A 14,413-nucleotide genomic window follows, 5' to 3' on the forward strand; every position below is an offset into this window, starting at 1 on the left:
AGAGGATACGATGACAGAGAATAATGATATAAAAATGGTAATTATTACAGGGATGTCTGGAGCTGGAAAAACAGTAGCTTTACAAAGTTTTGAAGATTTAGGATATTTTTGTGTAGATAATTTACCACCGATGTTATTGCCAAAGTTTATTGAGCTTATGGCGGATTCAAAAGGGAAAATGAATAAAGTGGCACTTGGTATTGATTTACGTGGCCGAGAGTTTTTCGAACATTTATGGGGAGCACTTGATGATTTATCAGAACGTACATGGATTATTCCTCATATTTTATTTTTAGATGCGAAAGATAGTACGCTTGTAACTCGTTATAAAGAAACGAGACGTTCGCATCCACTTGCACCAACTGGTTTGCCATTAAAGGGAATCGAAGCAGAGCGCAATTTATTAACAGATATGAAGGCACGAGCGAATATTGTGCTTGATACATCGGATTTAAAACCAAAAGAATTACGTGAAAAAATTGTTCACTTGTTCTCAACAGAAACTGAGCAAGCATTTCGTGTAAATGTTATGTCATTTGGATTTAAGTACGGTATTCCAATTGATGCAGATTTAGTATTTGATGTTCGTTTTTTACCAAATCCATATTACATTCCACACATGAAGCCATTAACAGGACTAGATGAAGAAGTTTCTTCGTATGTACTGAAATTTAATGAGACACATAAGTTTTTAGAGAAGTTGACGGATCTGATTACTTTCATGCTGCCTCATTATAAAAGAGAAGGCAAAAGTCAACTTGTAATTGCAATTGGATGTACAGGTGGACAGCATCGTTCTGTTACGCTTACAGAATACCTTGGGAAACATTTGAAACCAGAGTATAGTGTTCATGTATCTCATCGTGATGTGGAGAAGAGAAAGGGCCATTAAGGGATGAAAAAAGAGAGAAAGCCTAAAATTGTCATCATGGGAGGCGGAACTGGACTCTCTGTTTTATTAAGAGGATTAAAGCAATATCCTGTTGATATTACAGCAGTTGTTACAATCGCTGATGATGGTGGTAGTTCGGGTAGATTACGTGATGAGCTAGAAATTCCACCTCCAGGTGACATCCGTAACGTACTTGTTGCGTTATCGGATGTAGAGCCACTGGTGGAAGCTTTATTTCAGCACCGTTTCACAACAGGAGACGGACTGAAAGGTCATGCGTTAGGAAATCTATTATTGGCAGGTATGACCTCGATTACAGGAGACTTTTTCCATGCAATTACGGAAACAAGTAAAGTATTAAATGTCAGAGGACGTGTATTACCAGCAGCGAATCAAAGTGCGGTACTTCATGCGGAACTTGAAGATGGAGAAATTGTAACAGGTGAATCAAAGATTCCTTATTACGGAAAGAAGATTAATCGCGTCTTTTTGACTCCAGAAGATGTAGAGCCATTGCATGAAACGTTGGCTGAGATTAAACGAGCTGATTTACTTGTTTTCGGCCCAGGAAGTTTGTATACGAGTATATTACCCAATTTAGTTGTTAACAAAATTGGAGACGCTGTTCTTGCTGCAAAGGCGAAGAAGGTATATGTATGTAACGTTATGACACAAGCGGGTGAAACGATGGGATATACTGCTTTTGATCATGTGCAGGCGTTACACGATCATTTAGGGCAACCATTTATCAATACTGCAATTGTAAATAACCGTGAGATTCCTTGTGAATTACGTAAGTTATATGATGAAGAAATGTCTACACCAGTTGTAGTGGATGAAGAACGTTTTGTTGAAAATAATATTGATGTTATTCAAGAGGGATTAGCGAAGTATGATGATCATGTTGTAAGGCATGATACGTTAAAGTTAGCTTCGATTTTATATTCATTGTTATAAATATGCGTTGCCTCGTTTGAGGTAGCGCTCCTCATTCATATAGGACAAGAATTTTGTTCCGCAATAATCGTATAAGGAGGTGTTGACTGTGTCATTTGCATCAGAAACAAAGAAAGAGTTGACGAATCTTGAGATGAAGGAATGCTGTGAGAAAGCAGAATTATCAGCGCTACTTCGAATGAACGGGTCGCTTTCTTTTTCAAACCGTCGTCTATCTATCGATATTCAAACGGAAAATGCGGCAATTGCAAGAAGGATTTATACGCTTTTGAAAAAAGGATATGACGTGACGGTAGAATTACTTGTTCGTAAAAAAATGCGATTGAAGAAAAATAATGTATATATTGTGCGGCTTGTTGAGAAGTCTCGCGAAATATTAGCTGATCTTCATATCGTTCGAGATGACTTTTCATTTATTCGAAATATATCACAAGAACTGATTGAGAAGAAATGTTGTAAACGATCGTATTTACGCGGAGCATTTTTAGCAGGTGGTTCAGTAAATAACCCAGAAACATCATCTTATCATTTAGAAATCTTTTCGTTATATAAGGAACATAATGATGCTATATGTGAACTGATGAACGGATTTGATTTAAATAGTAAGACGCTGGAGAGAAGAAAAGGGTACATTACGTATTTGAAAGAAGCAGAAAAAATTACAGAGTTTTTAAATATTATAGGTGCTCATAATGCACTTTTAAGATTTGAAGATATTCGAATCGTACGTGATATGCGTAATTCTGTAAATCGTTTAGTGAACTGCGAAACAGCTAATTTAAATAAAACAATTGGTGCAGCACTAAGGCAGATTGAAAATATTCGTTACATTGATGAGACAGTTGGTCTTGATATATTGCCGGATAAACTACAAGAGATTGCACAATTACGAAGAGATTATCAAGATGTAACATTGAAAGAGTTAGGTGAGATGGTATCCGGGGGGAAGATTAGTAAGTCGGGTATTAATCATCGTTTGCGTAAAATCGATGAAATTGCAGAGAAATTACGCGCGGGGGAAACGGTAGCAAAAAAATAAGAGGTTAAAGGGGAAATGGAGCTGTGGTTCAAAAACGAGTTCAGGTTTCATTAAAAAATGGTTTACAAGCACGTCCGGCTGCGTTGTTTGTACAAGAGGCAAATCGCTTTCATGCAGATATCTTCATCGAGAAAGATGGAAAGACAGTAAATGCAAAGAGCATAATGGGGATTATGAGCTTAGCAATTGGAACTGGAAGCATGATAACAATTACAACAGAAGGTTCAGATGCAGAAGAGGCTTTAGAAGCATTAGCTGCATATGTATAATAAAAAGCTATCGCGTATATGCGATAGCTTTTTTGTTTTGTTGTCTGTGCGAATTAGCGGGGAGGGGTATTTAAGGAGAATGTGCTTGTCGAGGATTGTCGGTAAGTCGATAAGTGGTGTCGAAACGTCGATATATTAAAATAATCGCCGATATAATCGGAGTTACGGTCGATATATTTGAAAAATCGCTGATATATTTAGGTGAATACCAGGGTGGGTATCCAGACGGAGGTGCATGATAATAAAAAAGCGCCCTGTAATAGGGCGCTTTTTTATGTATCTAGCTTCAGCGGCTAGAATCTCCGGTTGTTTCGCCCCTTCATTCGAGGCAAAAAGCGCCTCGGAATCAGGTGCTCCAGCGACCTGCGATTCTAAACGAGCCGCTTTCGCTTTAAATTAATTAACGATTTGTAAAGATTTTATCGATTAAACCGTATTCTAAAGCTTTTTCTGCTGTCATGAAGTTGTCGCGGTCTGTGTCGCGTTGTAGTACTTCAAGTGGTTGACCAGTGCGGTCAGCAAGAATTTGGTTTAGTTTTTCACGTAAGAATAGGATACGTTTTGCAGCGATTTCGATTTCAGTCGCTTGACCTTGTGCTCCGCCAAGTGGTTGGTGAATCATTACTTCACTGTTTGGAAGTGCATAACGTTTTCCTTTTTCACCTGCTGCAAGTAAGAATGCACCCATAGATGCTGCCATACCGATACAGATTGTTGATACTTGTGGCTTAATAAACTGCATTGTATCATAGATTGCCATACCTGCTGTGATAGAACCACCAGGGCTGTTGATGTAGATGTGAATATCTTTTTCTGGATCTTGAGATTCCAAGAATAAAAGCTGGGAAACGATTGAGTTAGCTACGTTGTCATCAATTGCACTACCAAGCATAATGATGCGGTCTTTTAATAGTCGAGAGTAAATATCGTAAGCGCGTTCTCCACGATTTGTTTGTTCAATTACTGTAGGAATTAAATTCATCTGTTATTTCCTCCTTATAAAGCTTTCTTAGTCTTATAATACAATTATGGTCAATAAAGGTCAAACGAAACCACTTTAAATCAAAAAAATATGTAGTTGTACCATGAAATATTCGCTATGTTTTCGAAATTCCCTGCTTATGTATCTTCAACATCATAACCGAATTACATAAATTTAAACGTTATGAAAACTGGAGAAAAAAGAAAAGAACGCCTTTTAACTGAAGCGTTCTTTCGATAATTAGTCTTTTAAAAGATAGGTTACTTTATTTAAAATCTTTTCGATTTGTTTCGCGTTTTTACTATACATTTCGCTTGCTGATTTCGACTTTGTTTCTAGGGAAAATAGTTCAAGATCAGCATGACATTTTTTTAAAGATGCTAATAATAAAGGTTTGTTTTGAGGAGAAGGCATTTGGAGTTTGTCATTGTAAATGTCGATAGTAAGTTGTCCGTATGAATCCACTTGACCGAGGAAGACATTTTCAATAACAACACCGAGTTTTTCTAATTCTGAATGTAGCCAAGCGCGGTTATGTCCGCTTGCTGAAAGAGGTTCATCTAGTACATTTCCATCCATAATAACAGTTTGTGGTTCTTTCTCGTTTGGTACTTTTAAACCGATATCTTTTGCTGTAAGTGGCTGGGAATCTTTCTTTAATAATACATTTAATTCTCCGCTCGGTTCTAAGACAGCAAATTCGACTTCAGCTACGCTGAACGCACTTTTTCCACGGAGAAGTTCCAGTAATTCGTCACTCGTATATTTTTCTTTCTTTAAGTTATCTTCGAGTATCTTTCCGTCTTTTATTAATACGGTAGATTTCCCTTCAAAGAAGTCCCGAGCTGTTTTGTTCTTTAAAGAGAGGATTCCTGTTAAAAAAGGTACCACAGCGAAAATGAGTATCGCAAAGACGCCGTGAAAAAATTTTGAATCGAGCCCTGTAGATACTTGGGCAGCGATGTCACCAATCGTCATTCCGGCTATGTATTCAAAAAAGGAAAGCTGAGAGATTTGTCTTTTGCCTAACCATTTCGTAATAGCGAATAAAATAATTAATATGAATACAGAGCGAAGAATGACAAGTGTCCATTCCGGCAGGTGAGACATAGTCGTTTCCTCCAGTCTACTTAAAACCCTTTATATTGAGGTTCTTCACGTTCTAATACTGAAATTCTATCCTTTAAATCAGCGATGACGCTGTCCATTTCTAACATACATTCATGAAATACGCGTTTTGATTCTTCGTCTTGTGAATTTAATGAAAGGGAGCTTAAACTTGCTTGAGCGCCCCTTACACTAGCAAGGCAAGTTTTTACGCTAGCGATAACAGTCATATAAACACCTCTTATCCTTTCGGTTTGAATAACAATGCTCCAATGAAGCCGAAAATAATAGCCGCTGATACACCGGCGCTCGTTACTTTAAACATGCCGGTAATAACGCCAACGATGCCATGTTTTGCAGCTTCTTCCATTGCGCCATGAACGAGGGCATTACCAAAGCTTGTAATAGGTACAGTTGCCCCGGCTCCAGCGAAATCAATTAATGGCTCATACAAATTAAATCCATCTAATATAGCTCCAGCAACAACGAGTGTTGCCATTGTATGAGCAGGTGTTAGTTTGCCGACATCAAACATAAGTTGGCCGATTACACATATAAGTCCGCCAATGACGAAAGCCCAGAAAAAAATCATTGCGTTGCACCTCCAAATTCAATCGAAACGGCGTGAGCGATACACGGAATCGTTTCTTCTTGTTGGAATGTAAGTGGAGATAGTAAAGCGCCTGTCGCAACGACAAGTATTTTTTTGAACTCTCCTCTTTTCATTCGGTTTAATAAATGACCGTATACGACTGTTGCGGAACATCCAGGTCCGCTAGCACCAGCTATGACAGGTTGTCCTTCTCTATAAATGATAATTCCGCAATCTTGAAATTGTTCGCTCGTTACTTTCGTTCCGTGTTTATGTAGTAAGTCATAAGCAATTTCGCGTCCTACATGTCCGAGATCGCCTGTTACGATTAAATCGTAGTAAGAGGCATCAATTTGACGTTCACGTAAATGGGCTTCAATTGTATCAACTGCAGCTGGAGCCATTGCGCCTCCCATATTAAACGGATCCGTTAATCCCATATCAACCACTCGGCCGATTGTTGCAGAGGTTACTCTTGGACCGTGTCCAGTATCGCTTAAAATAGCGGCTCCTGCTCCGGTTACTGTCCACTGTGCAGTAGGCGGCTTTTGTCCACCGTATTCGGTAGGGTAGCGGAACTGTTTTTCTACAGCTGTATTATGGCTTGAAGCTCCAGTTAATAAATATTTTGCACCTTTTGCATTTACGATACTTGCCCCAAGTGCTAAACCTTCCATAGAAGTAGAGCAAGCCCCGAATAATCCGAGATAAGGAGTCCCAAGTGTGCGGCAAGCAAAGCTTGTTGGAGTAATTTGATTAATTAAATCTCCTGCGAGTACGAATTGAATATCATCTTTACGAAGCTCTGCTTTTTCAGTAGCGCGACTACAAGCTTCTTCGAATAAAATCTTATGTGCTTTTTCATAGGAATCTTGTCCGAGCCATAAATCTTCATGAAGGATATCGAAGTCTTCTGGGATGTTCCCCTTTGCTTCAAATGGTCCACCGACAACCCCTGTTGAGATAATGACTGGTTTGTTTTCAAATACCCACGTTCGGTGTCCTTGTAACATTTATAGCCCTCCCCATTGAACGAGAATAGTTTTAATAAGCGCGATGACGAAAGCGGAAAATACACCAAATAAAATAACAGAACCAGCTAGTTTAAACATATTGCCACCAACGCCAAGGACAAATCCTTCCGTTCGATGCTCAATACATGCGGCAATAACAGAATTACCAAATCCAGTAACAGGTACAGCTGTACCAGCACCGGCAAACTGTCCAAAACGATCGTATATACCAAATCCAGTTAGTAACATGGAGATGAAAATGAGAGTTGCGACTGTTGGATTGCCTGCTGAGCGTTCAGTGAAATCAAAATATGTGATGTAAAAAGTAGAAATGAGTTGTCCGATGAAGCAAATAAAACCACCGACGAAAAAGGCTTTTATACAATTTTTTAAGACAGGTCGTTTCGGTTCGCGTTCTTGTTCGAATTTTTTATACTCCTGTTGTACAGGGGTTAAGTTTTTATCTTTACTAGACATTGCAATCCTTCCTTTTCTTTTAAAAAGCGTTAAGTGTTAGACTCCATTTTTTTACCAATGAATTTTAATTGTTTATTAATTTCATCTTTAGATACTTCTTTTTCCTTAATTTTTCTTTCGAGTTTTTCGAGTAACATAAAGATTTTTTTATCTGTACTGACACGAACATCGAAAGTAGGGTGCTCATCACTTAGTTGCTTTTGAAGTTTGCTGCGCAGCGGCTTTAATCCAAACCTTTCGTGATGCTCAGGTGTAACTGCTATGTAGAGATCTAAATTTGAATTCACTGCTGTGCTTTTTATAATTTCATCCATAGCGAGAGCTCTTTTCTTCGCTCCTTGTGATATAGATTGATTAAAGGATTCCGTACTCGTCTTTGTTAACTTTGGACCTTTTTCTTTCTCCGTTCGTTTTGCTTCTTCTTTCACTTTTTTATCTAAAGGACTATTATCACATCCGGTAAAAGAGCTAAATAGAAGTGCAAATAATGCGGTTATGAGGCCGAGTTTTCGCATAATTATCATTCCATTTCTATTGCAATATGTAATGTGATAGAAAAAGGATGACTGCATATCATCCTTTTTCTATTTCACAGCAAGATTGGTTCGTTATTGCTGTGAGTATTGTGGTTCTTCTTGTTGGACTTCTTCAACACGTGGGTTTAAAGAATCGATAATCGTTTGTGTTTGCTGCGCAGCTGTTTGGAAAAGTTGCTTAGCTTGTTGGTTATCCGTATCAAGAGCGAATCCCTCTAAGCTAGCTTGGGCACTTTTTAATCCAGAAACAGTCTGCTTTAATTTTGTAATTACAGTCATTGAATGAAGCCCCCTTTGGAATATCAATTCAAAGATTATAATTTGTGAGTTGGGGAGAATTTATGATTGGAAAATTTAGGGGTGGAATGGATTTTATATGCTCTTAGCTAAGATGCATAAGGTATTACGGGGATATTTTTATTGATTTAGATGGATTTTATTGCTATTATTATGAGAAGAAAATGAAGTGTTTTCTATAATCATGCGCCCATAGCTCAGTCGGATAGAGCGGTGGTTTCCGGTACCACGTCTGCCGGGGGTTCGAATCCCTCTGGGCGCGTCAAAAAGTCCTAACTTACGTTTTGTAGGTTAGGACTTTTTTATTTATCTCATTATTTGAGGGTTAAACAAAACAAACTGATGGAAGTCTCATTTTATATGTGTACTTTCAAAATGCCTTGTCTCATTGCTTCTGTTAAAGCTTCGGAGCGTGATCCTACTTTTAATTTTTTGAAGATTTTTGTTAGGTTGTATTCTACAGCTCTTGAACTCATGTACAGTTCATCAGCAATTTGTTTATTGCTACTTCCTTTAGAGACGGATTCTAAGATTTCTAATTCTTTTTGTGTAAGAAGAGCGGTTTTATTTTCAAGTTGTTGAGTCATTATATCGTCTGTACGTAGTTGACGTAATAACGAAATAGGAAGTAAAGTATATCCGTTTACAGCTGCACGAATTGCCATTAATAGCTCTTGTTGAGAAGCTGATTTACTAATAATGCCACTGATACCAGAGTTTATTAATAAATTGAATTGGGATACGTATTCAAAACCTGTATATAAAATGATTTTTGCATCTGTTTGAATATGTAATATTTTCTGGGCGAGTTCAATACCACTACAATTGGGCATATTCATATCTAAGAGGTATACGTCAAAAGGTGTAGCGTCACTTTTTATAAGTGCTTCCTGTTCATTTAAAATATATTCTGCTTGCATATCTTCTTCTAATTCAATCATGTTCTTTGTTCCTTCGCCTACAATTTGATGATCATCTACGATTAATACTCGAATCATTATTTACCACCTCGGAACTGTAATGTTTATTTGAAGTCCTTTTTTAGCTTCGGATACTATATGTATTTCTCCACCAATTGATTGAAGCCTTCCTTTTATACCGGAAAGTCCCATATGCTGATTAGGAGAGTAGGGAGTGTCTATATTAAAACCTTTGCCGTTGTCTCGGTAGTCTAGGAAAATACAGTTATTCTCTTCCCATAAAAAAATCGATACGATGGTTGCCTCGGAATGTTTATCTGCGTTTGTTAGTAGTTCTTGAATGATACGATATAAAGATAAAATTTTGTCAAAATCGTAATGATGTTCTTGAATTGATTCATGATCAAATTGAATTTGAAACTGCACACGCAATTGTGTTTGGGCTAGCAATTCTCTTAATGCACCAATTAAACCAGCATCTGATAAAAGTGATGGACGCAATTCATTACATGTGTCGCGAATTTGTTGTATTACATTGTGCATACCGAAATGGATTTTTTTTAGTTCATTTTTTAATTCTAGTGGAACCGATTTGTTTTTTAGTAAAGAGTCTAGTTTGCGGTACCATACGATTTGATCTTGTAATGCAGAGTCGTGTAAATCTGAAGCGAGCCGGCGCCTTTCTTGTTCAGAAATTTGAAAGAGTAGGCGTGATAAGCTTGCAGAATTTGTTTTGGATTCTAAACTCTCCTGCTCTAGAGAATGAATAATTTCATTAATGGTATACAAGTTTTCGTAAATAAGACGGACGTATGTCGTGACAGTGATGAACCATGATTTTTCATGCGTATTATATTTAATATTATTCACTTTTGTTCCAATCCAGATGTAGTGTTTTATATGTTTAGTAGAGTATAAGTAAATGCCGATGCATCCATCATCCTCTAATAAATCATTAATTAGTAATGCTGCCATACTCCATTTTTTCTTTTTAGAAAGTGTGAAATCTTTCGTTTGTCCATATCCGTTGCATTGTGTATATGTGTTGTCTTTCATATCATATTGAACAAATTGAACAAAAGAAGGTTTCAACATCGAAACGATTTCATTAGTGAATTTTTTCTCTAACTCTTCTGTTTTCATAATAGATGATAGCTGTGCGGTAAACTGTTCAATGTTTACGTATAAGTTTGTTTTAGTCCGAAAGAGGTGATTACGGAATGTAAAATCTAATCTTTCTTTTAATATGAGAAATAGAATGTTTAACGGGAAAATAATAATAAAACTTTGCAGCAGTCGAGAGAGAAAATTGTCTTTGTAATAAATGCTCCAGCTCGTAATGATTGCAATTAATAGAGTTGGGATTAGTGACAGAAATGCGTAATATCGTAAACGATCAAATACAAAATCTATATCAAAAATCTGCTTAGTCGCTACTAAATAAAAATAACCGATTGGAAGAGCGATTAGGAACATAGCTCCAATATCTGCTGAGAGAATCGGTGTACTGAATATTGCATCTGGAAGAGCATAGAGTGTAACGAACGGAAAGAAGGCAATGGAATGAATCGTGAGCATTAATTTTAAAAATGGTTTATGTACTGTATTGTGATATTTGATATAGGCACGGATTAAAAAGTATATGCAAAAGATAATATTTATTGAAAGGTAAATTAGTTCTAATCCATCGGTATTAACTACGGGAAATGGAATGAACATCATTAAAATAGAGAGTGATAATAAAATAATGCCAATTGCAATGTCGATTTTTAGAAATCTCATAGAAATGACGTATAGTTGCTTTTTCTTAAATAATTCATTCAACAATAAAATGAGAGACATAGGTGTACCTTGAAATACAATACTTAAAATAATGAGGGCGATAAAATCACCTTTACCAGATTCAACTGCAATTAGAAGACTTGAGGAAGTCATGAATAGAAACGTGATCAAAAAGAATTTTTCCAGGTTCAAAGGCTTCTTTGTATAAAGAAAAATAGATAACCCTAAACAAATAAAAGCGAGTAGGAAGGGGAAGTATACAGAAATGATTTTGTCACCATAATCAATGAAATGTTGTGTTCCTTTATAAGTTTGGGTGATATCATCTTTTTTAACTTGTATTTCTGATGCATTTAGTGATTGGTTTTGATATCCAGGAAGTATTCCTAAATGAGGCTTTTCTTTATTAATCGAATAGATTATATCTCCTTCTTTTAAGTCCGTATGAAAAGCCCAACCGGAGGATTTAATTTTTGCTATTGTGTATGTAGCTGAGTCTGTTTTAGAAATAAGAACTCCACTATATGGTTGGTTTATTTTATATAAGATATAGCCTTGTAAACAAAAATACAGGATAGTTACACATGAAATGAAAATGAAATTACGTTGTATCTGCAACGGTTTGGACACCTCTCTTTGTAGGTACATCATTTAATTTCTGAATATTTTTATAATAACATTTAACAAGTTTTCATACAATCAACTTCATCTGTTGAAATTGCGGTGAACCACATAAGAGTGGTTCGCTTTTTTTACGGTAAATACAGTACGGATTGCGGACAATAGCATCAGAAAGAAGTCTATGATAAAGATACAACTTAACAAGTAAATGAAAGGGGAAATAGTTATGAAAAAGTTTTTGTTGATGGTAGGCGGGATTGTATTAGGAATGGCGGTTATTTATTTCGTAAAAAGCTAAAAGGAGCTGTTAAGGGTGGCATTTGAAATTCAAGGATTAAATAAAACATTTGGTGAATATAAAGCCGTTAATGATTTAAATATACGTGTAGAAGAAGGTGGAATTTTAGGGATGCTGGGCCGAAATGGTGCTGGTAAGACGACAACGATTCGTATGATCTTAGATTTAATCAAACCGGATAGCGGCCAAATTCTATGGAATAATCGCCCTTTTTCAAAGAAAGACCTATCTATTGGCTATTTACCAGAAGAGCGTGGATTATACCCGAAAATGAATGTAGTGGAGCAATTGGTGTATTTCGGCAAGTTAGAAGGAATGCCAGCTAATCTTGCAAAAAGGCATGCGTTACAATGGCTAGAAAAATTAGAAATGACACCACATTTAAAGAAGAAAACAGAGGAATTGTCAAAGGGAAATCAACAAAAAATCCAATTGATTTCAGCGATATTGCATAATCCGGAATTCATCATACTAGATGAACCATTTAGTGGATTGGATCCTGTAAATGCAGAGATGTTAAAAAATGTTGTGCTTGAGTTAATTGCGCAAAGAAAAACGATTATTTTTTGTAGTCATCAAATGGACAGTGTAGAAACGTTCTGTGAGGAAATTTGTATTATGAAAAACGGTCAACTTGTATTATCGGGTGCTTTGTCAGATATTAAGAAAAGTTATCAATATAAATATATGACGTTGCAAACGGAAGGGGATATTGAACCTATTCTTAAGAAGAAAAATTTCAATTTTGAAAAAGTTAATCGTACGTTCATGATTAAAGTTAATGATGGAGAGGATGCATTTTCGCTGCTTGAAGATATTAAAACTAAACAATATATCCGAGATGTTTCTATTAAAGAACCTTCTTTACATCAAATCTTTGTTGAAAAGGCGGGTGCATAAGTAATGAGGAATTTCTGGATTGTTTTAGGGCAAACATACTGGGACCGTGTGAGAACGAAAATATTTATTGGGATGACATTGTTATTAATAGGAGGAGGGATATTCTTATTCTCTTTTCCAACTTTAGTACAAAAGTTTTCTGGGGAGAAAGAAAAAGCAAAGGTTGTATTTATTTCTGAAGCACCCAATGTTACGGTGGATCAATCTAATCTTAGTAAAGCTCTGCCAGAATGGGATTGGTCTTTAGGAGATAAAACAAAATTAAATCAATATAAGCAACAATTGTTAGATAAGAAAGTCGAAGCGCTCTTTATATTAAAAGAGGGTGCGGGTGCTGAACCAGTATTAGATTACTTTATGAAGCTAGATAATCCTAAGTTGATTCAAAGTGCACAGGTATTTGTACAAAATCAGTATTTTCAAAGTGCGGTAGTTAAGCAGCAGTTATCAGAAGAGGCTGTGAAATCATTGACGATGAACGTGCAAGCGACAAAGCAAAACTTAAATAATGAAGAAACAAGTTCATTTTTACTAGTATATTTATTAGTAGCGATTATGTACTTAGCGATCACTTCATATGGAAATGCTATCGCGACAGCAGTTGCATCAGAGAAAGCCTCACGTGTTATGGAAGTGATGGTTACAAAAGTATCTCCTGTCCATATGGTTTTCGGGAAAATTTTAGGAATCGGTCTTGCTAGTTTGACACAGTTATTTATCTTCTTCTTTAGTATGGCGCTATATATTAAATCTGGAATTTTTAAGGTATCGGATTCGTTTTTTGGAGTGAATATTGATGTAAATATGATTACAGGTGAGCACGCTGCATATTTCTTGTTATATTTTGTTCTCGGTTACTTCGTTTATGCGGCACTTTTCGCAGTGTTTGGTTCTATGGTAAGCAGGCCAGAAGAATTATCTGGAACAACGATGCCAATTACTCTTATATTGATGGGAAGCTTAGTGGTGGAGTTATTAGTAGTACTTGATAACCCTGAAGGGCTAGTATCAAGAGTGACATCATATGTACCGTTTACAGCTCCAATTAGTATGGTAGTTAGGATTATTAATGGATCCGTTGGGAGTTTAGAAATTATTACATCTATGGTTGTATTATTAGCTAGTATCAGCTTAATTGCTATGTTTGCAGCGAAGGTCTATCCGAAAGGCGTGTTAAGAAGTGGTAAGAGCCTTAAATTTAGTCAATTGTTAAAAAATAATTAATTGTAGGGGGGAATAAATAATGAGATTTTTTTCGAAAAGAAAACAAAAAATGATGGATAGTAGTGGCGAGAGAAGCGTGAAAAAAATAGTTGAGTTGTCTGTGGAAGAGATGAGGGGAATTCAAGGAGCGTCTAGTGAATCAAATGATTATCTCTATGATTCCTATGTAATTAGGAATCAAAGTTCCTTAGCGTTGAATAAAAGGTTTCTTCCTTAATAAAAATCATAAAAGAGTAGTTAGGCATAGTGAAGCGTCACTATACCTAAACTGCTCTTTTTATTTTGGAATTGAACAGAGAGAAATTTAATGTTGTTATATATAAAATTAAGAGTTACTATTAGTATGTGGTTATAAAAAGTTTATCCCGCATTAACGGGCAGTAAGACCCCCACCTCAAAATTCAGCGGAAGCAAAGAAGTTAGGTGGGGATCGGACTGCCCGTAAAAGCCCGATTGGTAAGGGCTAATAATCAGTGGGGATGGACAAAACCCCCCACTGATTAAAGT

General features: G+C 36.4%; 17 protein-coding genes and 1 tRNA gene. 8 read left to right on the top strand and 10 right to left on the bottom strand.

Annotation, left to right across the window (positions count from 1 at the left end):
- The first annotated feature begins 10 nt into the window (after nucleotides 1-10).
- From rapZ to GBN78_RS14180, 4 genes are all read left to right on the top strand, one after another.
- Nucleotides 11-892: an RNase adapter RapZ gene (gene rapZ / locus GBN78_RS14165; protein WP_000138459.1), complete on the top strand. Its 882-nt coding sequence runs from the start codon at nucleotides 11-13 to the stop codon at nucleotides 890-892.
- Between the two features lie 3 nt (nucleotides 893-895).
- Complete coding sequence (locus GBN78_RS14170) at nucleotides 896-1,849, top strand: gluconeogenesis factor YvcK family protein (protein WP_000712186.1); 954 nt, start codon at nucleotides 896-898, stop codon at nucleotides 1,847-1,849.
- 88 nt (nucleotides 1,850-1,937) lie between these two features.
- The gene (gene whiA / locus GBN78_RS14175; RefSeq protein ID WP_000006560.1) at nucleotides 1,938-2,888 is read left to right on the top strand and encodes a DNA-binding protein WhiA; all 951 of its coding nucleotides are present in this window, start codon (nucleotides 1,938-1,940) and stop codon (nucleotides 2,886-2,888) included.
- Nucleotides 2,889-2,911: 23 nt separating this feature from the next.
- Entirely contained in the window at nucleotides 2,912-3,157 is a 246-nt protein-coding gene (locus tag GBN78_RS14180; protein ID WP_044584977.1) for an HPr family phosphocarrier protein, read from the top strand.
- A gap of 400 nt (nucleotides 3,158-3,557) precedes the next feature.
- Here GBN78_RS14180 and clpP read toward each other — a convergent pair whose 3' ends face one another.
- The 8 genes from clpP to GBN78_RS14225 form a co-directional block, all read right to left on the bottom strand.
- Complete coding sequence (clpP, locus tag GBN78_RS14190; protein WP_001049162.1) at nucleotides 3,558-4,139, bottom strand: ATP-dependent Clp endopeptidase proteolytic subunit ClpP; 582 nt, start codon at nucleotides 4,137-4,139, stop codon at nucleotides 3,558-3,560.
- Nucleotides 4,140-4,379: 240 nt separating this feature from the next.
- A complete protein-coding gene (locus tag GBN78_RS14195) occupies nucleotides 4,380-5,249 on the bottom strand; it encodes a DUF421 domain-containing protein (protein WP_000018924.1) in 870 nt (289 codons plus the stop codon).
- Between the two features lie 20 nt (nucleotides 5,250-5,269).
- A complete protein-coding gene (locus tag GBN78_RS14200; RefSeq protein WP_000215909.1) occupies nucleotides 5,270-5,476 on the bottom strand; it encodes a DUF1657 domain-containing protein in 207 nt (68 codons plus the stop codon).
- An 11-nt stretch (nucleotides 5,477-5,487) separates the two neighbouring features.
- Nucleotides 5,488-5,838, bottom strand: coding sequence for a stage V sporulation protein AE (spoVAE, locus tag GBN78_RS14205; RefSeq protein WP_000575919.1), 351 nt, complete (start codon nucleotides 5,836-5,838; stop codon nucleotides 5,488-5,490).
- Nucleotides 5,835-6,851, bottom strand: coding sequence for a stage V sporulation protein AD (spoVAD, locus tag GBN78_RS14210; RefSeq protein ID WP_000938972.1), 1,017 nt, complete (start codon nucleotides 6,849-6,851; stop codon nucleotides 5,835-5,837). Before spoVAD ends, spoVAE begins: the two co-directional genes overlap by 4 nt.
- Nucleotides 6,852-7,328: a stage V sporulation protein AC gene (spoVAC, locus tag GBN78_RS14215; RefSeq protein ID WP_000095399.1), complete on the bottom strand. Its 477-nt coding sequence runs from the start codon at nucleotides 7,326-7,328 to the stop codon at nucleotides 6,852-6,854.
- A gap of 29 nt (nucleotides 7,329-7,357) precedes the next feature.
- Nucleotides 7,358-7,843: a YhcN/YlaJ family sporulation lipoprotein gene (locus tag GBN78_RS14220; protein WP_001228546.1), complete on the bottom strand. Its 486-nt coding sequence runs from the start codon at nucleotides 7,841-7,843 to the stop codon at nucleotides 7,358-7,360.
- Nucleotides 7,844-7,936: 93 nt separating this feature from the next.
- Nucleotides 7,937-8,143, bottom strand: coding sequence for a DUF1657 domain-containing protein (locus tag GBN78_RS14225; protein WP_000216166.1), 207 nt, complete (start codon nucleotides 8,141-8,143; stop codon nucleotides 7,937-7,939).
- 204 nt (nucleotides 8,144-8,347) lie between these two features.
- On the opposite strand from GBN78_RS14225, the gene GBN78_RS14230 reads away from it, so the two are divergent.
- A tRNA-Arg gene (locus GBN78_RS14230) sits at nucleotides 8,348-8,423 on the top strand.
- Nucleotides 8,424-8,517: 94 nt separating this feature from the next.
- Here GBN78_RS14230 and GBN78_RS14235 read toward each other — a convergent pair.
- Nucleotides 8,518-9,159: a response regulator transcription factor gene (locus GBN78_RS14235; protein WP_044584976.1), complete on the bottom strand. Its 642-nt coding sequence runs from the start codon at nucleotides 9,157-9,159 to the stop codon at nucleotides 8,518-8,520.
- Nucleotides 9,160-9,162: 3 nt separating this feature from the next.
- The gene (locus tag GBN78_RS14240; protein ID WP_481747361.1) at nucleotides 9,163-11,514 is read right to left on the bottom strand and encodes a sensor histidine kinase; all 2,352 of its coding nucleotides are present in this window, start codon (nucleotides 11,512-11,514) and stop codon (nucleotides 9,163-9,165) included.
- Between the two features lie 283 nt (nucleotides 11,515-11,797).
- Between GBN78_RS14240 and GBN78_RS14245 the strand changes: the two genes are divergently transcribed.
- The 3 genes from GBN78_RS14245 to GBN78_RS31000 are packed head-to-tail and all read left to right on the top strand — an operon-like array spanning nucleotide 11,798 to nucleotide 14,123.
- Nucleotides 11,798-12,682, top strand: a complete 885-nt coding sequence (locus GBN78_RS14245; RefSeq protein WP_000863493.1) for an ABC transporter ATP-binding protein — start codon at nucleotides 11,798-11,800, stop codon at nucleotides 12,680-12,682.
- A gap of 3 nt (nucleotides 12,683-12,685) precedes the next feature.
- Nucleotides 12,686-13,906: an ABC transporter permease gene (locus GBN78_RS14250; protein ID WP_044584974.1), complete on the top strand. Its 1,221-nt coding sequence runs from the start codon at nucleotides 12,686-12,688 to the stop codon at nucleotides 13,904-13,906.
- A 19-nt stretch (nucleotides 13,907-13,925) separates the two neighbouring features.
- Nucleotides 13,926-14,123, top strand: a complete 198-nt coding sequence (locus GBN78_RS31000; protein ID WP_001210632.1) for a hypothetical protein — start codon at nucleotides 13,926-13,928, stop codon at nucleotides 14,121-14,123.
- Nucleotides 14,124-14,413 lie beyond the last annotated feature (290 nt).

The sequence above is a fragment of the Bacillus sp. B2-WWTP-C-10-Post-4 genome, from assembly GCF_009183805.1.
Classification (GTDB): domain Bacteria; phylum Bacillota; class Bacilli; order Bacillales; family Bacillaceae_G; genus Bacillus_A; species Bacillus_A cereus.